Genomic DNA, 24,338 nt, shown 5'->3' on the forward strand with positions numbered 1-24,338 from the left:
GTTATAGGCTTATGTTCAAACAAAAAATACTAAGAAACCCGATCGTGGTTTCTACCATAGTGGCTTTAATCTTGGCTGTAATATTTGCAGCAGTATATTTATTCTTACTCGAAGATGCAGATAAGCTTTATCTATGGATTGGTCTAGGAGTCATTGCTACCTTTTATCTTATATTCCAGTTTTCACTGTGGCTTAAGAAAAAGAACAACTCAAAAGCACAACGTTTAGAAACCGAAGAAGAGGCGCTTTCAATGGTGATTCGCCCTCTTCTTTCTAACGCTGGAAAAAAGCCAATTTATCTAATGATTGGTAATAAAGGTTCTGGACGACGCCAATTTTTGTTTAACTCCAGTGCGATTAAACCGATGGACCGTTCTCGTACGGCAAAAAATGACTTCTTTGAATGGTATGAGTCTGACAGTGCCGTTTATGTCAAACCAGACCAACGCCTCGTATTTCAAGAGGTATCCAGTAGCGACGCATCACTGTGGAATACATTCGTTGATGAAGTTATTCGTCATCGCCCAAGAAAACCATTTTCTGGATGTCTATTCTTTACAGACTTTGAATTCATGATCGTTTCAGAATCAGAACAAAAAGACTACACGATTACTGCCCTGTTGCAGAGACTAAGCTCTATCAGCGAGAAAACGTCTTCAGCACTGCCTGTTTACATGATGATGTCTAAGCTTGATAAGCTAGATGGTTTCAAAGAATACGTTCATTTCAGCTCTCTTAAGACTCGAGTAGAGTTTCTTTCCATTCCTTTAAAAGAAGCGAAAGGCGTAATCACTGAGTACTATCGTGACGGATTCCGTAACTTAGTGAAAGTGCTGGAAACGAATGCGTTAGACGCATCCGCAAACTCAGCGGATATCGACGAAAAACAAGCCATTCTTGCTTTCCCAAAACAGTTTGAACTTTGCCAAGCAGAAATTAGTTATGTACTTGAACGCCTTTGTGATGCAAACAGTGGTGTTTACTCTCTCGATATTCGTGAGATCTTCTTCTGTTCTAGCTTGCAAGGCGGTCGTAAGTACAACTTGTTGGCGAAAAGCTGCAGCAATTACTTCAATTTGCCGATCATTGCTTCTGAGCACACACAACTTACAGAAACCCCTTACTTCTCTCGTTTCTTGATTGATTCTCAGATCTTACCGGAGAGCGACTTTGCGGGAGAAAACAAAACGTATCTGCGCTTGATTCAGCGCCAAAGCCATTTAGCTATGCTGGCATCAGTTATTCTATTAGCTGGCGGCGGCTATTTCTTTGTCACAACACTAGATAGCAACTTACGTGTGATTAACCAACTGCTCGGCATTGACGACAAAGGGCAGGTAGAACAAGAAGCAAGCTTTAATCAGCTATTAGTGAGTGCGACTCGTGCAATTCAACCTTCATACAGCGCATGGTTAGAAGGTTCTCGTGCGCTTGATGAAGAAGTACTACCTTTGAACATCAGCCGCTTGGACCAAACGACAAGACTGGCCTACGAAGCACTGCTCAAAGAAGTCTCACAACAGCTCATGCCAGTTGTTGAGAAAGGCTACCGTCTGGAACTGACTCATAATCAGCACGACATTACTGCGACACTGCCTTTACTCAAAGGCTACTTAATGCTGAATGATCCATCCAAGCGCGATATTCAATTCCTACGTCGTCAGACGCTACAAACACTGAACGATTTGAGTGACAAACCAGATGTTGTGAATCAGGCAATGCGTTACTTGGATGCTTATTTCCGTACCCAGTTTGCCCCTGTCGACATCAACATGGACATTGTTCGCGCTACTCGACGCTCATTGCTTGCTCACTCTAACGTAGATCTTGTTTATGCTGGTATATTGAACCAAGCAGATGCCATCGACCTTGGTACGCTCGATCTTCAACGCGCGGTTGGCTTCGAATTCAATAACGTTTTCAACGAACCACTCGACGATAACCGCTTGGTCATCGATAAGGTTTACACTTCAACAGGCTTTAGTACCTTCTATCGCCCTCGTGTGGATTTGATGTCACAACAAGTGATCAGTGACAACTGGGTTCTTGGTTTATCTAACCACGTGATCCCTACGAAACAAGAGCAGGATGCGTTTAAGACACAGGTACGTAAGAAATACACCGATGACTACATCAACTACTGGCGTAATGCACTGAGTGAACTGAAAGTACAGCACTACAGCAATGTGGGCGACTTAACGAATGCAATCGACCTGATTTCCGGTCCGTCTTCTCCAATGACCACTGTATTAAAACAAGTGTACGCGAACACCCAGTTTTCTCCGGTTGGTGAAAAGAATGCATTAATTGCCAATGTAAACCCTAAGCTAGCGGAAGTTGCAGATACGGCCTCAGAAGCAGTAGAAGAAGCCGTACAGCCAGATTACTTACTGATGAAACGTGTTGAGCAAGCCTTCCACTTGTTAAACCAACTTCAAGTCAGTGAGACACCTAACTCCCCTACTCCATGGGATGAAACCATTGCAGCGTTAAGCCGTGTTCGTACTTACATGAAAGACATCGCTGATGCACCAGATCCACAAATGGCCGCACTTGCAGCAGCCCAACACCGCATGAACAGTACAGAAGCGGATCCGCTTATCAAACTGAAGCAGATCGCGCAGAAGTCTCCAGAGCCAGTGCGTAGTTGGTTACTTGATGTGGTACAGCAAAGCTGGTCAGTGATGATTGCTGAGTCCGCAAAAGGCATTCAAACCCAATGGTACAGCGAGATTTACACCAAATTTAAAGAGCTAGGGCTTGGTAAATACCCATTTGATCTGAACGCGACAGAAGAGATCTCAATTGAAGACTTCGAGCTGTTGTTCGCATCAGGTGGTTTATTAGACACGTTTATTCAGAAGAACTTCGCACCGTTTTACGATACTAACTTGTGGACACCAAAACAGGTAGATGGCGAAACCATGCCTCTTTCTCCTGCCCTATTGGTGCAATTGCGCAACTACAACGTTATCCGCGATACGTTAATCAATAAGAGCACAAACCGTGTTTACATCCCGTTCAGTGCGAAAGTACTAGACCTTGATTCGAGTGCTATCAGAGCCAGTCTGAAAATTTCAGACACTGATATCAACTACTATCATGGTCCGAGCCGAATTCGTGAAATGGAGTGGCCGCCGCAGAACGGTGACTTCAATATAAGAATCACGATCCAAGATGTGACAGACGAAGGCAAACAACACGTTCTAAATAAGAGTGGTCAGTGGGCGATATACAGATTGCTAGGTGATTCGACCCTGACAAACACTCATAACGGTAGCTTCGTCAGTGACATAAAAGTGTCAGGAAGGGATTTGAGCCTTCGTATCACCCCTTTGACACAGAAAAACCCATTCACTCTAGCTGAGCTGTATAACTTTACACTCCCAGAGTCGATTTAATAACAATATAAAAACCAGAATAGGCAGAACACATGATTTCAAACATGACTTTACAAGGCTTAGACAAGTTAGATCGTAAAATACTTTCCAGTCTGTTATCTAACGGGCGAGAGTCGATTGCGAATCTATCTCGAAATATCGGTTTGTCTCGTACTGCTGTTGCAGAAAGAATTAATAGATTGGAAAAAACGGGGATTATAAAAGGCTACACTGCACAAATCCGCGTTGAAAATGAAGGTCGCAAAGCTGCCAGCTACCTACTGATTTCTTGCGAAAAGGGCAAAAAAAACGACGTAACAAATGCCCTTAAAGAAATTCCAGAGGTACGACTGACAAGCGTTGTAGGTGGTAGCTTCGATATTATCGCGCTTATAGAAGCACCAGACCTTCAGTCTATTCACCATCTATGTAATGAGATTGAATCTTTTAGCGGTATTCAGAAGCTCGACACGACGGTTGTTCTTCATCAACCAATCAGCCGATAAGTTTTTGGTTCCCGCCAAATATTCTATACAGACGAAAAAGCCGCGAACAACTCGCGGCTTTATTGTAACTGGCGTTTTCCCCATCATATGCTAAGCATTAGATGCTGCCAATCAGGCGAATCTTAGCGTCTTTGTCACCCGGATTACCAAGCCAAAATGTTTGCCCTAACTGGTTCCCTTCCCCATTCCCCAGTTGGTTTTCAGGGATAGTATCGAGGTTAACCGTTAACTTAAGATCCCAAGACATCGGGTCACGCAAAATAAAACGCATCAAACCTACTAAGGTTTTATGTAACTCACCATCGTATGAAAACTGCTTAAAAGTTTCAAAATCAATGTTGTCGATGCACAAATTAAACTTACCGTTTAAGTCTGCAATGCTTTGCCCCAAATGTAAGCTTTGACCCAACACACAATTGGAACGGTTTAGTTTGTTTCGCTGACTCTCAGCAATTTCAACACGCCTATATACCCACTCTTCGATACGGACACTAGGTAACGAAAAGTAGTGTGAAACTATACCTGAAATCAACTTAGGAGAACGTGTGCGTGTGGACAGTTGATTCACGTAAGAGAGAATTTTCGCTCGATCTAACTCAGCGACGTCGCAATCTTGCATTACGCCGGATAGACCAGCCAAATGCAGTATACGCCCGGAAAAAGCGTCGTTCGCACCACTTTGATACTGTACATGGTAACGGTATTTCTTCCATACGCGATATAGCAAACTGGTATAGCGATTATGGAAGAAATCAAAAAAGTCTTTTACCGGATTGTCATCTGGGTCTCGCCCTGCAAGTTTCTCAGTATAAGAAGCTGGCAGTGGTGAGCTAGAACCATGCAATCCAAGAAAGTTCGTTTCTACGCGTGAATACTGCTGCCCGTTTCTTTCCATATGAGTGATAAAGTCCATATCACTCTTCGGAAAACACAGATTTGGCGACACACTGAACTCAATGCGTTCTTGATGGAAGTATTTGTTCTCACCGACCGCGACAAAATTGGAATTTGGCTCAAGTTGGTAGTGTTTCTCCAACAAAAGCACCGCTTGGTAGAAGCTAAACTCATTCGACTTATCAGAAAGTGTATTAATCATAGAATCGTCTGCTGTCCAATCAGGCTTGCCCAGTTGTACACTTCGCCAGTGGCTTCATCAAACACCTCCAGTTCAGTAAAAGAGTTCACACTCGAATACAGACGGATGAATTCGTTCAGTACCGTTGCCATAAGGAACATATCGCCTTCATTCACGAAGAACTTAGAGTTAGTCACCAACTTGAATTGGTTACCACGTACAGAAACGCCACGGAATACGCGGTCAATTGGTTTCATCTCTGACGAGATAATGCCATCAAGTCGATGAATCGACGCGCGGTGGGCTTGTCTATCGACACGAGAATGGAAGTCGTAAGTCGAGAGCAACACTTTCAACACATCGATATTCGCTAAAGACAAGTAGTTGAGCGACATGTTAGCAATCAGCTGCCATTGAAGCTCGCCGTTCACCTGAGGGCTTACCGATTGTGTTGGCTTAGTGATGTTTTTAAACGTCGCATACGTTGGTGACTTGTGGGTCGCGTAAGTGATGTCACCCACAGAAAGACGTTCTGCCAAATCCGCGTTGCTGCATTGCAGTTTCATCAATACGGTTTCAGTCCCAAGATCCGCAATGTCGCCATTGTGAGTATGGAATGAGATATAGCGCTCTAACCCTCTTCCGCTAACTCGCTCACCTACTTTGGATTTGTAGAACTCTCGCTTATCACGTTGGTTGATTTGGTGCTCAAACGACTCAAATTCGATTAACGGTTTACGGCGGCGTTCGTCCTTGCTCCAACTTTCCACTTGCTCAATCCCATACACTTCATAGTGTTCTTGAGTATTGCTTTGAGGGCGAACTTTATATTCATTACGGCGATGCTCTAGACGAATTGGATCACCGTCTTTTTGGAACAGGTTCACCGCAGGCGTGCAGTGCAACCTTAAGTGTTTATCTTTAAGCACCACTTCTGAAGGCAAAGCACGCTTAAAGTGGAATTTGATTTTGACCGTGCTACGTTGCGGAATGCCTTTTAACCACTCTAATCCCTTGATGTCGAAGAACATGAACTTATCTGGCAAAGAGAAGAATTCTTGTAGCAAGCGGTAACCTGCGAAGGAGTTTTTGCTGTAAGGCAGCAGCGCCTCATCTTCTTCATGCCCTACTGGCTTAACGTATTCTGGACCAAGACGATGTTTGTAGCCGCCACCGACATCCAGTTCAACGTAATCCAAATAACGGAATAACCATAAAAACACCGTGCGAGTGATATGAATCTCACCATGCAGGTGTAGGCGCAGCGTATCTAAACCGATACGAGACAGCTCAAGGCCATGCTCCGTCGATAACGTCACATCAATCGCTGAACTGGTGCGGCTGTTGGTTTGTTCGATATTAGTGATCGTGATTGGATACAGATTCACATCGTAGCAAGTGCGGAACAAACACTGCGTTCCTTCTACTTGTTCACTCGCCATCTCCGCGCCACGTTTCACCACGGTTTTCTCAGTAACACTTCCCGTATGTGGTTTCAGCTCGCTGATGCATAAAGACGGAATTGAACGCATGTAATGCGGCCAGAGCAAAGTCATCAGAGATTGCGTCAGCTCGGGCAGTTCGTCGTCAATCTTTTCACGGATACGTCCGGTCAGAAAAGCAAAACCTTCAAGCAGTCGCTCGACGTCTGGATCGAAGGTTCCTTCAGAGAGAAAGTGAGTTAACTTCGGGTGATATTTGGCAAACTCACTACCCGACTCGCGCAAATACGTGAGTTCATCTTGAAAGTATTTACTGTTACTCAAGTGGCACCTACTAAACGTTAAATTGGCCGTCGGTTCCCATGTAGACATCGATCGACATTGGGACTTTACCGCCGTTATGGGAAACTTCGCCGCGAATACCAAAGCCAAGTTGTAATGGGTTATGGTGGTCTTCACGGTAATGAACCTCGACATTCAGCAGTCGGGGCTCAAAGCGTTCTATGGTTGATGTGATGTTTTTTTGAATGTGGCGAACGAGGTTTGTGTTATTGGAAAGCACATCGTTGAAATCAGGCAGGCCGTACTCATCATCAATCATGGCGTTGCCAGAATGTGTGTTCAATAAGTCGGCAAGGTGCGAATGAATAGACTCAATCAGATGCTTGTGAGACACCACTTTCTCGTAGCAGTTTTTTGGCTCACCCAATTCAATCCGTTCTAGAAGACGATAACCTTTTTCCATGTTCGGTCCTACGAAAAAAGCAGCCAGTCTTCACTGGCTGCTTGATGGTTTCAGTAATGGGTTATTGGTCTAGTTTACCAACTAGAGACAAGTCGAAGCTTGCGCCCATGTACTTGAAGTGAGGACGTACAGACATCGATACTTTGTACCAACCTGGATCGCCTTCTACGTCTGATACCTCTACCTTCGCAGCGCGAAGTGGACGGCGACCACGAACTTCCGCTGGCGGGTTCTCCTGGTCAGAAACGTATTGACGGATCCACTTGTTCAGTTCGATTTCTAGGTCAGAACGCTCTTTCCAAGAACCGATTTGCTCACGCTGTAGCACTTTGATGTAGTGCGCCAGACGGTTGATGATGAACATGTAAGGAAGCTGAGTACCCAGCTTGTAGTTCATCTCTGCTTGTTTGCCTTCAGGCGTGTTCGCAAACACTTTTGGTTTTTGAACAGAGTTTGCAGAGAAGAACGCCGCGTTGTCAGAACCTTTACGCATGGTTAGAGCAATGAAGCCCTCTTCCGCTAGTTCGTACTCACGACGGTCAGAAACAAGGATCTCAGTTGGGATCTTAGTTTCGATTTGACCCATTGCTTCAAAGTTGTAAACCGGTAGGTCTTGAACCGCACCACCACTTTGAGGACCAATGATGTTCGGACACCAGCGGTATTTAGCGAATGACTCACTGATCTTAGATGCCATCGCGTACGCTGAGTTGCCCCATAGGTAGTTGTCGTGGCTGTCTGTTACCTTCTCATCGTAGTCAAACGCCTTAATTGGGTTATCTTCTACAGAGTAAGGTGTACGTAGCATGAAGCGAGACGTACATAGACCTAGGTAACGCGCATCTTCGTGCTCACGCAGACCACGCCATTTCGCGTACTGTGGACCTTCGAATACAGACTTAAGATCTTTTAGGTTTGGTAGCTCTTCGTAGCTGTCTAGACCAAAGAATTTAGCCGATGCAGACGTGATGAACGGTGCGTGAGACATTGCACCCACGTTCGCCATGTATTCCATCAGTTTGATGTCAGGCGTTGATGCTGACATGTCAAAATCACAGATTACTGCACCAACAGGTTTACCACCGAATTGGCCGTATTCACGTGTGTAGATCTGCTTGTAAAGACCAGACTTCACCACTTCTGGTGCGTCTTCGAAGTCATCAAGAACTTCGTCTTTCTTCGCTGAGATCAATTCAATTTGAATGTTCTCACGGAAGTCAGTGTGGTCAACAAGGTACTTAAGACCACGCCACGTAGATTCAACCGCTTGAACTTCTTCGCTGTGAAGAATCGCATCAACCTGGTTCGACAGTTTTTGGTCGATTTCAGAGATCATCAGATCAACCAAAGATTGGTCTACTTTCTCTGTGTTCGAGCTGCTTAGTAGCTCACTGATGAATGCTTCTACGCCGCGTTTTGCAACGTCAAAACCTTCATCACTTGGCTTTAAACGAGTTTCATTAAGAATGCTATCCAGAAGTGAGCCTGATTCAACTAAGGCTGCTTCTTGTTCTGGCGCTTGTGCTTCTGCAGACATGATATCCCTTACTCTTCTTTCGCTTCTTGGTCGGCGCCAATGCTTAGTTCATCCAACAGTTTCTTTCTCGCTTCTTCGTCTTGAAGAACCGATGCGATCTTCTTACGGAACGCAGGAACGTTTCCTAGAGGACCTTTCAATGCAACCAAGGCTTCGCGAAGTTCAAGCAAGCTGTTTAGCTCAGGTACGCTTTTCGCGATTGCTTCAGGAGAGAAGTCCTTCATGTTTTGGAACGTCAGATCAACGCCGATTTGACCACCTTCTTCTTCAGAAAGACGGTTTTCAACATTCACTTTAACGTTTGGAGACATGCCTTCTAGCACTTCGTTAAAGTTGTCTTTATCGATATTGATTGGAGTACGTTCTTCGATTGGCGTCTCATCTGCACGTGCAGTAAAGTCGCCAACTACCATCATGCTCAGCGGCAGCTCTACGTCATCTTGCGTATCACCAGTTGCTGGAACATAACGGATATTAATTCGCTCTTTAGGAGCCACCGAGCCGTCACGTGACATAATTAGTTCCTTATTTAACTCTTTAATTAGTCATAAATTGCTTTCCACTCTTCATACTTCTCAGGCAAAAGATCCTTACTTCTGAATAACTGATGGAGTGTTTTTCGAATCAGGTCTTCCAACTGTGACGATAAGTGGGGTTCCCAGCTCGCGAGATTAAACGCTTTTTGTACTTCCCAACCCTTCTCAAGATAAGGCAGACACAACGGGTATAATCCAACAGACTGGTAAGCTGCTATCAATTGTAAATACAGCATAAACTGTCCACGTCCCGAGCTATCCAGCTCGAGTTTGCGGGCAAGTTCTGCGGCATATTCCCCTAGGTTTTCTAGAGTGATATCCTCCATCGGCAGCGAGTCTTCTTGCGAAATAACAACCGTTTGAACAACGGATTGAGACGTCGAAGAAGTTGCATCCTGAGTCGATAACCAGCTCAAGGTCGCTTCATCTGCAATGGTAAAGAATTCTTAAATGAGAGGTGCTCGATGCCCTCTAGCGAATCAACAAAACGCTGCACTTCTTGTTTCACAGCCGTCGCTGCATCGTCGAAGCCCAAATTAATGAGCATCGAATACACGAAGTAATGACCTGTCAGCCAAAACGGCGCATCCGTTAGTGTGCGCTCCAAACGTTTAATGATGTCGATGTCGCTTTCTTGATTGGCTTTGTCTCTGTATTCCGCCTGTTGATCGGAAGACACTGCCAAGCTCAATGGCGTTTGATTGTTTTGATGATCAGGCAGACCATCAATATCATCCCAAGTCAGATGACGATAAATTCGGTAAGCCAGCGGATCACTTGGATTTGCATGAAGCATGACTTCTGCAACCTTCTTCAAGGTGCGCTTAGAAGCCGTCGGTGAAGAGAAGTCCGTATCGACATCCACTTCTTTTGCTACCGCTTTCTTAACTGGTGCAGGTTTAGGGGCCGGCGTAACCGTCTTTGCTGGAGCGGTTTGCACTTCGCTCTGTGCCGGCTTTTCTACTGCGGCAGACTGTGCAGTTGGCGTAGATATCGCCTGTTCAACAGTGACCGATGCGTCATCTATTTGGTCATCAGCCGCAGCTTGTTGAGATAAGACGTTGAGCTGAGTGCGAATCTCAAAGAAATCCGCTTCTGAGTCTTGGTAAACATCGTCGAATTGTCGCTGAACCTCTTCAATGGTCGAAATACAGCTTGAAACCAACTCCCATGACTGAGCACTTTCTGCTAACTTACCGCTTACCAATTTAAACTGATGGTTCAGCCATTCGACCGCGCCATCTCTGCCCCGCTTTCGCGAAGGATACAGTTCAACGCCAAAGCGATTTAACGCCTCACTAAGCAGCTTTAGACCTTGCTCAAAGCCTTGAAGACCAAACTCTTCCGTTAGCGCGCGTACAAGGTAACAAATGGCTTTTAAGTCTTTGCTATGGTGCTCTAGCACTTCAGTCGCATGCGTTTTTACGACGCCCCAATCGACCGTTTCACCAAACAGGGAACCGAATTTCTTTACTTCAGATTCCATCATCTCGTAGCAAAACTCGTAGCGAGCATCTTCACCCACCGGCGTTGCATCAGAGATAGGGGCCAATAAGCGTTCGATATCGATAACAGACATTAGCCTCTCCCCTCTGCTAGATAATCTCTCAGAGCGCGTTCAACGGCGATTGCACCGCGTGCCGGGCGAGAAAGTTGATGACTTTTATCGATAGAATCCGTAGCCATGCTCTCAAGCAGATCGGTAATTTCACTAAACTTCTTCGGCGCGTTTCGCTCAAGGTCAGCCAGTGAATCGTGCAATTTTTGCTTATCAAACACCGACTGTTCAGTCACGGTGCTAAATAGAATGTATTCGCTACGAGCAACAATCAGATCCTTGACCTTTTTGTTCAGCGCCGGCGTGTTACCAAAATAACTCTTAGCGGCCTTCGCCTCTTCAATGGCTTTGGTGTAGTAATGATCTTTTGCGTGCTGCTCGATAGAGTCGTTGATGTTTGCCATCACCTTGTTTGGCAACACTTGGCTGTAGAAGTAAGCTTCCGATTGATTTAGCAACCAAGCCGCTTTCATCTCTTCGTCAGCCAACTTAGCTTCACCATCAAGGATTAGATTAGCAATCTGCTCGTCTTTGCTTCCCGCAACAGCAGAGATTTTCATCGAATCAACCGACGCGACATTCAAACCTGCCATTACTTTGGTTAAGGTTTTGTCTGCGTATGGGAATAAAGCACCATCATCGACCAATTTTTCTCGTAACGTCACCAACTCTTTACGCAAATCTACTAGCGTCTTCGGTAAGTCATCCGCTAGAGCTTGATAAGAGGTCAATTGCGCCTGATTATTTTTGTACAGCTTAGACAGTTTCATTTGCTGCACTTGGTAGGCTTCACGATAAGGTGCCGTCGACATGACGTCTTTTTCCATATCATTGAGCGCCTGCTCAATCGCCCAAGGAGGCTGAGCCAAGAAAGAAGCGGTTTGTGCTGGTTTGATCGTACTCGCCAAAGGAGTTTCGTTTTGTGAAATTGTCGGTTCCGACTTCACAATCGTTTTCCACTCAGGCTGGCTTTGTTCGTATAAGTAATGGCCTGTAATTGCCATCACGCTCAATACCAAGCTAGCTTCGAGCACTTTAAAGCGACCGTAGCCGGCTTTGTCTTGCGGTTTACAATGCGTCAGCAATAAGTCGGCATTACGCAAGCTGCTGAAAATCGGCGCATTCGACTGTGAATCAATAGATTGAGTGTCAATGCGTGCAAGTTGCTGTGCAAAAGAAATCGCAGTGTAGCCATGCCCTCTTGGGTTATTAATCACTTGCTTAAGCAGCTTCCAAATATGGTTTGGAATTAATGCCGGACGCTTGCGATCTTTTAATTGCTTGTGCCAAGCGTCACCAAAGATCGAACCAATAAATAAATGGCCCGTCAGTAATGCAAGTGAATAAACATCGTCTTGTGGCTCGGTTGTACCTGTCTCAAGATAAAGAGGTGAAGCGTAACTTAAACTTGCCTCAGCATGAGACTCATTTTCACCGATGTAGCGCGCGGCACCAAAGTCGATCAACTTAACGTAGTCGCCCTCACTAACAAGAACATTTGACGGCTTTATATCAAGATGGCAAATACCTCGGGTATGCATAAACTCCAGCGCACCCGCAAGTTGATACACTAACCAAGCAATGTGGTCGTGGCGAAAACCTTTAGAGGAATGGCGTTCCATCTTCTCTGCCAGTGATTCACCTTGAATCCACTCGTACATTAAATATGGGCGTTCGAATTCGTTACCGATCTTAATAAAATCAGCGACGCTTGGGTGCTGAGAGAGCTCTAATCTGCTTGCTTCATTGACCAACATTTTATTGGCAATATCTGGGGCGTCTTCATTGACGACTTTACAGCAGATTTGTTTTTCTGGTTGACCCTTTTTGGCGAGATGATAGACGGTCGTCCTACCATTTTTCGATAACAGTGTGTCTAGCACATCAAATTGTGAAAAAAGTACATACTCAAGCTTTGGCTTATTTTTTTGCGCCAATCTTTGCTCGTTCTGTTTCTTTTTCTCAATGGCTTTAACAACCAATTGATCAATATAACCTTTGGCTGCTCCCTGCTTATCAGACACTTTGCACTCTTTTATCGAACAAATATTATTAGGCCGAAATAATATTTGCTGAAACATCCTTGTTTCAAGGCTGGTATTTAAAACGAACAGTAACGCTATTACTTTAGTTATAATTACTAAGTTATTAGACTCTTTGACTTACGCTTTCACTACATAAGTTATGTTGTTTTCATCGATTAAATACCTTACCGAGATTATGAGAGCATTTTAATAAGGTTTTGCGTGTTGTTTCGTACTAGCACGCCAGTAATTGAAGCAACCCTTTGTCGCCATTAAAATCAAACATTAATAGCGATGCAGGTTGGTTAAAATGATGATTTTTAACCGTAAATCCAATCAAAGCGAGTGAAGAACTACTGCCCATCGTGCCCCATAACTCATTGATAAGCTGCGGCTGTTCTGGATTGGTGAAACGTTCTGCTTTGGCCCCCAATGCAAAGCCGTAATCTTCCGTGTGCATACGGAGATTCGTCATATCGGAATACACTTCACCAAATGAATCGAGCTTTTTACTCGCGCGCTGAACAAGGCGAAACATGCCTCTTCGGTCTGACGTATTTAATTCCGTATCAATATAGCCAAGCTGCGCTTGAGGTTTAAGTTTCAATGTTTCTACCGTATTTCTTCGGCAGAGAATTAAACCAGCCCCTCCCTCACTCGGAATAATGCCCCACGGATTATTGGTACTCATGACCATGGCATCATCAATGAGCGCTTGCATCGTATCCACCATAGAATCGACGCTAATACACATCATGGCATCGTATTTATCCAAAGACTTCATAGCCTGTAGCACGAAGCTAGGCCCACTGGTATGCACTGCTTCGACCACAGAAAGAAAGTCAGAATAGTCACTTTCACCAAGCCATTCTTGCATCTTCACTAATGAAATTGTCGTTGGCACAGCAATAAGTAATGGAATCGGCTTCAAAGAACGAGGTAACTGCGCTAGCAAGGAATCCAGTAAATTTGCAGTTAATTCGCACGCTTTTTCAAATAACGCGCTCTCTTTTGTGTACTCGATTTTGGCAAAGGTAAAACGCTCAATGCCGTCTTTACCAACCACTTGATCAAATCTGGCTAAATCAGCGTTTGCGACACTGGTTGCGATATCCAGATTCATGCCAGTAGGTGTCATCACTTCCATCCCCAGTACGTAACGGCCTGTTGAATTATGCATGCTCGCTTACCTCTTCCAACTTAGTGATCGATGTCGACACCAGCAAATGCTCTTTCCCCTGACAAGGAAACGCCGCGGTGTAACTGATTGATATGGTTTTCTTTTCAGCATCCACGAATAAGGTGTACATCGCCATATCAGCTTGGTAGCTGTTGTCTTTGAACGTCGCGATTGCGCGATATTTCTCTTTAGGAATTCGGAATGAAAGCGTGTCATCATGACAGAAACCACTCATCATCAAGCGCTCACCACCATGAAGAAAGCCTTTGCATTGTTGGTCAACAGGCGCGCTTTGTAAGAACCGCTTATCAAAGTCGAGCGGTAACATTGGCTTGCGGTTTTCAATCCAATCCTCATCAAATGTCCCCGCTAGTTTTTGGCGCGATTCAAAGAATGGAGGAACAGGACCAAAGCCCGCTACGCGAAGGTTTTTCGAAGTAGAACTCCACTCTTCTCTCGGGTAGAAAACCGAAGGCACTTTCTGTTCGAGCAGTTCTTTGTTGGAATCGGCAACGCCGCCACCAACTCGGTTACGTAAATCACCACCAATTGCACAGGTGTAATCTATGTCTTTTTCAATAAAGGGAATAGGCTTACTGAGCGTGATACTGCCACCATGTTCAACCCAAACGCGTTCACCATGAATCGCGAGGGTTTTATCAATGTGGCCATCAATCAACACGCGACACTCTTGGTATGTCACTGGCTTTTTCGCGTAGCTGCGCGCTTTGCCGTAAACAAGCACATCTGTGTTGTCTTTGGTATACGCAAACTCGTGGTCAACTTTCATCGCAGAGAAACCTTCTTCGCCCAAATATTGGGGATCATCAAAGATTTCACTTTCACCTAATTCGTGCCAAACCACACCATCGAATTGCCAAGTACGTTTGGCGACCACAACCCACACTTCATCGCCGTTTTCGTCACGTTGAAAACGACCTTTAAGTGATAGCTCAGGGTGCGCCTCAATATCCCATAACTGCATTGCTATTCCTTAAGTTGAATCGTTCGCTCGCAGAAGGTGCGGCCTTTAAATTGTTGAAGTTCCAGTCTTGCTGATGAATCGGCATCGCCATATCCCAAGGTACGTAAGCTCTGGATTGAATGCAGATTTGGCGCCATAACCAATCGCGGAACAGCACATCAACGTTGGCATCTTGCATCGCAGCTAAAGTAGACTCGAAGCTCAATGCGTAACCCAAACGGCTTGGTAGATTTTGGATGTGTTTTTCATCTTCCACCCATTCATTGAGCAGGTCGACGATCTCTTCCCACTCATATTCAACACCAACGTCTTCGGGAGTAAGGGGTAGAAGCTTTCCGTAAACCACATACAAAGCTTGAATCCAAGTTTCACCGTCATCTTCTTCCAGAGTTTCCAAGTGCTCGATGATTTCTGGCACTAACTTCCAATCACCACTCAGGGCAAAATCAACGGGAGCTAATGAAGAGGAAATATCAAACGCTTCAAACTCTTTAAGCTCTAATAGCTTCGCGAAGGTCAGTACTTGAGCAGAAGGCAAACCACTCGGCACAATACCAAAACACTGACGGAACCAGGTGCCTCTGTCGCGCTTAGTGATCAAACGTTCAAACAGATATTGTTCAGAGTTCGCATTGTCATTAATCCATTCAATCCCCTCTTCCACATCTTGCAATGCCAGTAGAGGTAGCGCGATATTAGAACGAATAATTTCCGATTTGTGCCAACGTTTAATTAACGCAACACTCAAAGCTTGACGCAGACGCAAGCACTCGAAGTACAACGTACTCGATTTTGCCTTCCCCTCAATCAGTTCAGACATCACGCTATCAATGTGTTCAACTGGAGATTGCGTGACAATGACCATAGCCGTTTTAGTATCTAACGCTTCGAGTAAGCTCAATCCACATAAAAGGTTATCCAACTCAGAGCCCAACTCACCCTGAAGCATCAACCAGCCGTAGATTTCTGGCTCTTGGCCTCTTAATTGATGAATCAAGCCCGGTGCTAATCGATAAAACGACAAGTACACCTGCTTGAGCTCTTCAATTTGACGCTCAATCAGTTTGAGATACTCCAACTCACGACTTGGATAGCCCCGCTTGTGAATTTGAATTCGCTGCTTGATTAAAAATCCGATGCTTTCAGAAGCAATGGACAGCTTTTCATTACAAAAGCTCAGCCAAGTTGGCGGTAATTGGGAAAGGTCGTTCACAGCACGCTCAGCTCTTGCTAACACGCCTTCGACTTCTTGATTGGTTATTGGTGCCTTTAGGTGCTCGACACCGATTCTTTGTCGCATCTACTTATCCGTTTTTAGCGTGCGATAACGCGATTGCAATTAGTTAACTCGAGTGGCTAGTCAATTCGTTACCACGAGATAAAGAGTTAAAACGAGCTAACTAGTTAATTGCGATCGTTCCGCCTTGAATTTTTTGTGCTTTCTCTGCTTGAGAAGTGACGTATTTCGCTTTAGTGGTAATTCGGCCATCACGCCCGCTGTAGCGAGTTTCTGTCTCACCACTTCTGACGATCAGTTCTTGCTCGGTCTCGATGACCATCTTCTTTGCTCGCAGTACAAACTCCTCAGAGTCGTCCAGAATGGAGAAGAAAATGTCTGTCACGAGAGGCAAGCTTAAGTCGTCGTTCAAAAATTCGATTCGACAACTTAATCGATTATCGATAGCCATTTGAAGTTCAGAGCGGCGAAATCCACGCCCTAACCTTGCGGTAAGTGGTTGGTTAAATGGGTTGCCATCAAAATCAACGCGAACACTGCCCGTTGATTCGTTGATAGCGACTATGGTTCCAAAACGCGAAAAGCAAGCCGGTGAATCGGCTTGCTGCTTCGTGATGGTTTCTGTAATAAGAGGTTGTTTTTCCATCATTAGTTAATCGCTACGTTACCACCTTTCACGACGACTTTATCGCTACCTTCAATGGTGATTGAAGAACCAGAGAGCTTGATTGAACCGTCGCTGTTCATCACTAATGAAGAACCGCCGGTTTTCAGCACAATCTTGTCACCACTGATGATTTGCGTTGCGCCATCGGCTTTGTATGACGTATTACCTTTCACCGACACGGTTAAGTTGCCGCCAACGGTTTGGTTATCATCCGCACCAATGTCTGAGCTCTTCGATGCACCAACCGTTAAGTTGCTGTTCTCACCCACATCCAGATCATCATTCTTACCAATCTTAGTCGTGCGGTTATCACCAATTTCCAAATCAGAATTGTTTTTCACATACTGAGTTTCGTTGGCGTTGTAAGTGACAGTGACATCTTGCTCTACGGTTTCCGTAAAGGTGCTGTTTACTTGTGTTGTCTTGTGACCATCAATGGTTTCTTTGTGATCACCGTGTACTTCGTTAGTTTGATGACGCGCTACCTTTAAGAACTCATCCTGACCGATATCTCGGTAACGGTTGTTGAGTACTTTCGTCGACATGTCTTTTTGAGCGTGAATGTAGACTTCTTCTTGGTTCGCTTCGTCCTCAAAGCTCAGTTCGTTGTAGCCTGTGCCTTTGTGCGTTTGAGTACGGAACGTGGTACGCGTTTTGTTTTCTGGCAACGAGTATGGAGGGAAATGCAGGCCGTTATAAACCGCGCCTGTCACTAGCGGACGGTCTGGGTCCCCTTCAAGGAAGGTTACTACAACTTCATGGCCAATACGTGGCAAATAAACCGCACCCCAAGTTGGAGCCGCCATAGATTGGCTAACGCGAATCCAACAACTCGCATGTTCATCATTATCGCCATAGCGATCCCAATGGAACTGAACTTTGATTCGTCCAAGCTTATCGGTGTAGATCTCTTCGCCTGCAGGGCCTACGACAACAGCGGTTTGCGGGCCATCAACAAGTGGCGCTGCCATTTTTGGTGCTTTAAATACCACATCGCGTGGAATACAAGAAAACTGGTTGTAGTAGGTAGTCGGCATCCCACTGGTTTCGTCTTCATGCACTTGTGGATCTTGCCCAGTGTGCATGACGGAAAGCATGATGTAATCACGGTTAATTTCTGAACGAGGATGTTCGCCGATATTGAAGCTGTAACCAGACGCCAAACGCATTACATCACTGCTTGCTTCCACTTGTTGGTTGTCCACAATGTGCTCAGACATCCATTCCGTCGTTCTCACCTGCCCCATCGCAGGATCAACATAACGACCTGGGTAATCGAACTGCTTCAAATCTTGGTCAAGGTCACCCGCGTGCGTCATCTCTTGCGGGATCTTTGGCTGCTCGTAGTTGTAATCCGTGTACGTAACCTGACCAGTTCGAACGCGGTTAACAAGCTCTAGGTCAGAGATGTGCTCGCGATCTGCAACACCGCCGCCGTCAGCGTGGAACACAATGGGCCCGATGTATGATGCATTGATTGGTGAGCTCACCAAGGGCGCGATCGCATCGTTACTATCAACAATCACCATGGTGTGGTTTGAATCGGTATGGTCGAAGTAATACCACATACCGTGCTCAGCCATCATTCGTTGAACGAAGTGCAAGTCAGATTCGCGATATTGCAGAACGTATTCTTTTGGAGGGTAAGTACCCGAAACTTCAAATCGGTAATCAGTGACCGCTCCATCATCTAACACTTCCGTGATGATGTCTTGCGCTGACTTTTGTTGGAAAATGCGACAATCTTGGCGCTGAGATAAGAACCAAGCTTGAGGAACCAAAACCAATTGATAGCGAGAAAAACGACGCCCCGTACCTAGGTAACGAACTTCGTTTACTACGCCGTTGAATACGCGCGCAGCACCTACACCCTGTCCATAAAGAGTCAGCGTGCCCGCTTTACGAATTAGAGCATCAAAAGAGATATCTGGATCAAGTGAAAGTAATGAGAGACTGATGTGAAAAGGCTTCGAAAGCTCTTCATTCACTTGAAAGCTTTCTACTCGAAACTCGTGCCCACACCCTGGCACTTCAAATTTAAATTCTACGTCATTCACCATATCTTTTACCTGATACAAATAATCGAATTAGGGCCAACAATTGTTGGCCCTGAATCTTTACGCAAAAAGCAATTATGCTTCGCGTGGAGCACGCCAGTCGTCGTTACCAGCTGTACCACAGTTTTCGTGAGTTACTTCGATTGCACGGTAAGTCAGCTTAAGAACTTCTTCTGTCACGCGGTCTGCAGTTGCAGCATCTTGACAGTGGTTCATGCGAGTTTGGATATCTACAAGTAGCGCATCAATCAGTTTGATTGAGTAGTAGTGCTCTTGCTTACCTTGAACTGATGTACGGTAGAAACGAATCACACACTCAGGAAGTTTTTCACCAGATACTAGTGCGTTGAATAGTAGTGGAGAAGAACGGTCTTGAACTTTAGTTACAACAAGTGGGCGGTGTACACGTTGACCTGTTGGCTGACCGCTTTGTGGGTCACGTGGCACTGTTAGTACGTGGTCTAGCTCTTGTACTAGGAACTCATCAACGTGAGCTTCTTGCCAAGTGTTACCTACAGAATCTGCAGAGTAAGTATCTTTAGTGATGTGACCTTGAGTTTCACCTTGGATAGACATATATGCTGGAGTTGGCATCGTTATTTCCTTTTCTAAAATCTGTTTTGTTTAAATCACCAAATCGCTTATCACCGCGACTACTTGGTATAATCAAACTCCATGCCAACTTTTATAAACCTTTAAATACAACAACTTAGAGAAAAATCAGCTTTATTTATCAATTTATTAAGTACAATTTATTGGATGAAAAACCAAAAAGTTGGATTCAAATAATAATAAATTGTTTCGATTATAAAAAGTGAAAATAACCATATATTTAAGGCAGAATAAAGTTAATAACACTGGCAATTTAGGCATATTAACCAATAATTAATTCAGAATAACAATGAATATTTATCAGTGGTAAATGTTCACACTAATATCATCATTAAAATCACCAACAAACGATAGTCAAAATATCTTGATAAAAAAACCGCACTGTCACTTTTAGTATAATAGCCGCTACCTCTTTTCCTCTAAAGAATAAAATGGCTATGATAAATATAAACCTTTCTTCATTAATTCAGCGTCTACACCCGATTGCAAAAGTGGCATTAGAAGACGCCGCTGCACTTGCAGTCTCTGAAAAAGCAAACGAAGTTCAAATTGAGCATTATTTACTGAGTCTATTAGAAAGGCCAAATAGTGATTTTGACGTCTTATTAAGTCATTTTGATTGTTCTGAGAACTTATTAAGACAATCGGTTCGATCCACACTCGACACCAACGCCAAAGGAAATGGCAGCAAACCTGTTTTTTCTGCTTTATTAATCGAATGGTTACAAGAAAGCTGGCTGGTTTCTTCTTTAGATCTATCCGAAACACAAATCCGCTCTGGCGCCCTACTCCTTACTCTTGTTAGCAACCCTCTCCGTTACGGTCAACATGGTTACGCCTCTATCCTTGAAGCGGTAAACCCTGACAGCCTTAAGCGTAACTTTGCAGAGCTAACCAGCCACTCTATTGAGGCACAAGTAGCGACTTCTGAGAAAACACAAGCTCGTGAAGATGGTTCCGCACTGAGCAAGTTCACGACCGACTTCACTGGTAAAGCACGCAAAGGCGAAATCGACCCTGTTTTCTGCCGCGACCAAGAAATCCGCCAAATCGTGGACATTCTTGCTCGTCGCCGTAAAAACAACCCTATTGCTGTTGGTGAGCCGGGCGTTGGTAAAACCGCAGTAGTAGAAGGCTTGGCACTTAAAATTGTACAAGGTGACGTACCAGACAACCTCAAAGGTGTTGAGCTTTACGGCTTGGACATGGGTCTTCTTCAGGCAGGTGCAAGCGTAAAAGGTGAATTCGAAAAACGCCTAAACGCGGTATTGGATGAAGTGAAAAACTCGCCAACCCCTATCATTCTTTTCATCGATGAAGCACACACCCTTGTTGGTGGTGGTAACCAAGCGGGTGGCAGCGACGCTGCAAACTTGTTAAAACCTGCCCTAGCACGTGGTGAAGTGAAAACCATCGCTGCAACAACATGGTCGGAATACAAGAAGTACTTCGAGAAAGATCCTGCCCTTGCGCGTCGTTTCCAATTGGTAAAACTTGACGAACCGTCTCCTGAACAAGCAGCATTGATCATTCGTGGTCTTCGCCCTGCATACGAGAAGTCACACAATGTTTACGTGCGTGATGACGCCATCACTGCTGCGGCAGCACTTTCTGCTCGCTACATCTCCGGCCGTCAACTGCCAGACAAAGCGATCGATGTGCTAGATACTGCGTGTGCACGAGTGAACATCAGCCTTAATGCCATTCCTGCTTCTGTTGAGACTCTGCAGCAAGAACTTGCAGCTCAACAGCGCGAGCTAGAAGCTCTTGAGCGTGATGCTCTGCAGCAAACTGGCGACAAGCACAGCCTTGCTAATATTCCAGATCTAAAACTGGCAATGGAAGCAACGAAAAAAGAGCTGGCAGAGCAAGAAGCGCAATGGCACAAAGAAAAAGAGCAGATCCAAGAGATGATTTCTCTACGCTCTCGCTTGCATGAACTGGTCTTTGGCGAAACAAATGAAGAAGAGCTTGTTGCAGACGAAGATTCAGAACAAGAGCAAGACGTTTCTCCATATGCAGAAATGGATGAAGAAGCCGTTCGCATTGCAATTTCAGCCTGCCAAGAGCAGTTAGACGCAATCCGCAATGGCAACCCACTGGTTCACTTTGAAGTGGGTCCAGATGAAGTTAGCCACGTGATCTCGGACTGGACCGGTATTCCAATGGGTAAGATGCTTCAAGACGAAGCAGAAACCACGCTAAAACTGAAAGAAAGCCTAACACAAAGCATCAAAGGCCAAGAATACGCAATTGATGCACTGTCTGAAGGCATTCAAACTGCAAAAGCAGGCCTAGGCAACCCAGACGCACCGACGGGCGTATTCCTACTGGTTGGCCCAAGTGGTGTGGGTAAAACCGAAACGGCTCGTGCGATCGCTGATCAAATGTTTGGTGGTGAGCGCTTTATGACGACCATCAACATGTCTGAGTTCCAAGAGAAGCACACGGTATCTCGCCTAATCGGTTCGCCTCCGGGTTACGTAGGTTACGGTGAAGGCGGCATGCTGACAGAAGCGGTACGTCAGCGTCCATATTCTGTTGTACTTCTTGATGAAGTAGAAAAAGCCGATCCAGAAGTGTTGAACCTGTTCTACCAAGTGTTCGACAAAGGTACGCTGAACGACGGCGAAGGCCGCACCATCGACTTCAAGAACACGCTGATCATCATGACCAGTAACCTTGCAACGCACGAGATCGAATCTTTAGTTCATCAATCAAAAGACATCGATGCAAACATCATCGCAGAAGCTATCCGCCCTACTTTGAACCAACACTTCAAACCGGCGCTATTGGCACGTATGTCGGTACTGCCATTTGTTCCGCTGTCTGATGAAGCAATGACAGAAATCATTCACCACAAGTTGAACAAAGTTTCTCAGCGTCTACAGAGCCATCACAAGCTGTCTCTGAGCTACGAAGAAAGTTTGGTTGAGTTCGTACTAGGTAACTGTCGCCTTGCTGAAACGGGCGCGCGTAACATCGACGCGGTTATCAACCGTCAGTTACTGCCTCAGCTATCGACTCAGCTACTAGTGCATGACAAGGATGATTCACATACGCAAATCGAAGTGTCTGTCGATGAGCAAGGAACACTAACCTATGCGTTCAGCTAACCATAGCGAACTTAGCAACGCCCTACTTGCGATCAGTCAGTCTTTGGCTGATCGCAGCCAGCTTACCCAAACCTTGGATGCTGTGTTGACCGCTGCGAGACAAATGACCCTCGCAAAGCACGGCATCATTTATGTTTTGGACCAGACTGGCCAGGCGTTGATTCCAAGTACCGCTCACCATAACGATAAAACGATTGTTTCCCACCCTTGGGAGGCATTGCAGATTGATTCCGCTAGTGAGAACGACCCATTTAACTTTGCCATTCGCAATGGTGAAGTGGTATTGATTAACGAGTTGTATAAGTACAACGGCTATGACTGTGACAGCATCTATCAAACTGAGCAGACGCTAGGGCTAAAAAGCGAGAACTTACTGGCTTGGCCTTTGATTGATAGCGAAAGTAAGACCATTGGACTCTTGGTCTTGCTCGATTTAAGTGTTATCGACAATGAGGCTGCATTGACTGAGTTTTGTCGCATGGCGGCGAGTAATATTCGCCAAGCCGTTTGGTTAGAGCAATATGGGCAAGTGATTAAGAGCCTCAGTGCCGATAATCAAGCCCTAGTGCGTGAGAACACTCAGCTCAAAAAGCGCACCCAAAAAACCTATCAGGGCCCTATTGCAGAGAGCGAAGAAATGCTCAATGTCTTGAATCGTCTTGATAAGGTGCTATCTCTTCCTGTCGACGTTCTGTTGCGTGGTGAAACTGGTGCCGGTAAAGAGGTGATCGCGAAATACATTCACGAAAACTCTAACCGAGCAGAACAACCTTTGATCGTTCAAAACTGTGCGGCTATTCCAGAGCAGTTATTGGAATCTGAGCTTTTTGGGCATAAGAAAGGTTCATTTACGGGCGCAGACAAAGACAAAGTCGGCCTGTTTGAAGCAGCCAACGGCGGCACACTGTTCTTGGATGAGATTGGTGATATGCCAATGCTACTGCAGGCAAAATTGCTGCGTGTGCTACAAGAACGTAAAGTTCGCCCAATCGGCACCAGCAAAGAGATTGAAGTGGACGTGCGCGTTATCGCCGCTACTCACTGTAATCTGATGCAGCAAATCAAAGATGGCGGATTCCGTGCCGATTTGTTCTATCGCTTGAATGTCTTCCCGATTACATTGCCGCCTTTAAGAGCACGCAAGTCGGACATCCTCCCTCTCGCAGAGCACTTCGTGCAACACACCACAAACACGCTAGGTTTACCGCAAGCGCCAGGGTTAAGTGCCAACGTCCGTAAACAGCTTCTTGCGTACCCATACCCAGGTAACGTGCGTGAGCTCAAAAACATCATCGAACGCTCGGTACTGCTGTCCGATTTTGAAACCATCACTCACATCGAATTTGGTGAACAAATTCCACAAGATACGCCAAGTGTTGAAGTAAAAGCGGCATCACCTGCCCCAGAACAACCTGCTTACGAGCCAGCACAAGCGGATTTAGAAGACGCTTCAATGGGCCTTAAGGACGTTGTCAGCCAATACGAGCGCACAGTGATCATCGATTGCTTAAATGCCTGTAATTGGCACACCAAGAAGGCCGCAGAGCAATTGGCACTTCCAATGAGTACCCTTAACCACAAGATGAAGAAATACGATATTTCTGCAGCTGGTTAAGCGAGAAGCGAGAAGCGAGAAGCGAGAAGCGAGAAGCGAGAAGCGAGAAGCGAGAAGCGAGAAAAT

General features: G+C 45.3%; 16 protein-coding genes and 1 pseudogene. 4 read left to right on the forward strand and 13 right to left on the reverse strand.

Going from position 1 to position 24,338, the window contains the following annotated elements; all coding sequences use genetic code 11:
- Positions 1-11: 11 nt before the first annotated feature.
- The gene (tssM, locus tag KJB05_RS24000; RefSeq protein WP_208445193.1) at positions 12-3,401 is read left to right on the forward strand and encodes a type VI secretion system membrane subunit TssM; all 3,390 of its coding nucleotides are present in this window, start codon (positions 12-14) and stop codon (positions 3,399-3,401) included.
- 32 nt (positions 3,402-3,433) lie between these two features.
- Positions 3,434-3,886 carry an Lrp/AsnC family transcriptional regulator gene (locus KJB05_RS24005; protein ID WP_005449466.1) on the forward strand — a complete coding sequence of 151 codons (453 nt, stop codon included), beginning with the start codon at positions 3,434-3,436 and terminating at the stop codon, positions 3,884-3,886.
- 97 nt (positions 3,887-3,983) lie between these two features.
- Here the strand turns inward: KJB05_RS24005 and tssG are convergent, their stop codons facing one another.
- The 13 genes and pseudogenes from tssG to KJB05_RS24070 all read right to left on the reverse strand — a co-directional run bounded on the left by tssG (position 3,984) and on the right by KJB05_RS24070 (position 19,523).
- Positions 3,984-4,982 carry a type VI secretion system baseplate subunit TssG gene (gene tssG / locus KJB05_RS24010; protein WP_208445194.1) on the reverse strand — a complete coding sequence of 333 codons (999 nt, stop codon included), beginning with the start codon at positions 4,980-4,982 and terminating at the stop codon, positions 3,984-3,986.
- Positions 4,979-6,727 (reverse strand): type VI secretion system baseplate subunit TssF, encoded by a 1,749-nt coding sequence (tssF, locus tag KJB05_RS24015; RefSeq protein ID WP_033005698.1) that lies wholly within the window; start codon positions 6,725-6,727, stop codon positions 4,979-4,981. Before tssF ends, tssG begins: the two co-directional genes overlap by 4 nt.
- A gap of 10 nt (positions 6,728-6,737) precedes the next feature.
- Positions 6,738-7,148, reverse strand: coding sequence for a type VI secretion system baseplate subunit TssE (gene tssE, locus KJB05_RS24020; RefSeq protein WP_020195813.1), 411 nt, complete (start codon positions 7,146-7,148; stop codon positions 6,738-6,740).
- A gap of 61 nt (positions 7,149-7,209) precedes the next feature.
- A complete protein-coding gene (gene tssC / locus KJB05_RS24025) occupies positions 7,210-8,685 on the reverse strand; it encodes a type VI secretion system contractile sheath large subunit (protein ID WP_005437988.1) in 1,476 nt (491 codons plus the stop codon).
- Between the two features lie 8 nt (positions 8,686-8,693).
- Positions 8,694-9,200 (reverse strand): type VI secretion system contractile sheath small subunit, encoded by a 507-nt coding sequence (gene tssB / locus KJB05_RS24030; protein ID WP_005437995.1) that lies wholly within the window; start codon positions 9,198-9,200, stop codon positions 8,694-8,696.
- A 26-nt stretch (positions 9,201-9,226) separates the two neighbouring features.
- Positions 9,227-10,800, reverse strand: a pseudogene (gene tssA / locus KJB05_RS24035) (type VI secretion system protein TssA).
- On the reverse strand, positions 10,800-12,803 hold the full coding sequence (locus KJB05_RS24040; RefSeq protein WP_208445195.1) for a protein kinase: 2,004 nt from the start codon (positions 12,801-12,803) through the stop codon (positions 10,800-10,802). The pseudogene tssA and the gene KJB05_RS24040 overlap by 1 nt, the downstream one beginning before the upstream one ends.
- 235 nt (positions 12,804-13,038) lie before the next feature.
- The gene (locus tag KJB05_RS24045; RefSeq protein WP_208445196.1) at positions 13,039-13,983 is read right to left on the reverse strand and encodes a hypothetical protein; all 945 of its coding nucleotides are present in this window, start codon (positions 13,981-13,983) and stop codon (positions 13,039-13,041) included.
- A complete protein-coding gene (locus KJB05_RS24050; protein ID WP_208445197.1) occupies positions 13,976-14,968 on the reverse strand; it encodes a DUF2169 domain-containing protein in 993 nt (330 codons plus the stop codon). The genes KJB05_RS24045 and KJB05_RS24050 overlap by 8 nt, the downstream gene beginning before the upstream one ends.
- Positions 14,949-16,268 (reverse strand): hypothetical protein, encoded by a 1,320-nt coding sequence (locus KJB05_RS24055; protein ID WP_208445198.1) that lies wholly within the window; start codon positions 16,266-16,268, stop codon positions 14,949-14,951. Before KJB05_RS24055 ends, KJB05_RS24050 begins: the two co-directional genes overlap by 20 nt.
- Before the next feature lie 100 nt (positions 16,269-16,368).
- Positions 16,369-16,854: a hypothetical protein gene (locus tag KJB05_RS24060; RefSeq protein WP_208445199.1), complete on the reverse strand. Its 486-nt coding sequence runs from the start codon at positions 16,852-16,854 to the stop codon at positions 16,369-16,371.
- A complete protein-coding gene (tssI, locus tag KJB05_RS24065; protein ID WP_005438008.1) occupies positions 16,854-18,932 on the reverse strand; it encodes a type VI secretion system tip protein VgrG in 2,079 nt (692 codons plus the stop codon). The genes KJB05_RS24060 and tssI overlap by 1 nt, the downstream gene beginning before the upstream one ends.
- A 72-nt stretch (positions 18,933-19,004) precedes the next feature.
- Positions 19,005-19,523: an Hcp family type VI secretion system effector gene (locus KJB05_RS24070; RefSeq protein ID WP_009705234.1), complete on the reverse strand. Its 519-nt coding sequence runs from the start codon at positions 19,521-19,523 to the stop codon at positions 19,005-19,007.
- Between the two features lie 455 nt (positions 19,524-19,978).
- Here KJB05_RS24070 and tssH point away from each other — a divergent pair, with 455 nt between their 5' ends.
- Both tssH and KJB05_RS24080 read left to right on the forward strand, forming a co-directional pair.
- Positions 19,979-22,657, forward strand: a complete 2,679-nt coding sequence (gene tssH, locus KJB05_RS24075) for a type VI secretion system ATPase TssH (RefSeq protein ID WP_208445200.1) — start codon at positions 19,979-19,981, stop codon at positions 22,655-22,657.
- Positions 22,644-24,272, forward strand: a complete 1,629-nt coding sequence (locus KJB05_RS24080; protein ID WP_208445201.1) for a sigma-54-dependent Fis family transcriptional regulator — start codon at positions 22,644-22,646, stop codon at positions 24,270-24,272. The genes tssH and KJB05_RS24080 overlap by 14 nt, the downstream gene beginning before the upstream one ends.
- Positions 24,273-24,338: the final 66 nt, after the last annotated feature.

The sequence above is a fragment of the Vibrio sp. B1ASS3 genome, from assembly GCF_905175355.1.
Classification (GTDB): domain Bacteria; phylum Pseudomonadota; class Gammaproteobacteria; order Enterobacterales; family Vibrionaceae; genus Vibrio; species Vibrio owensii.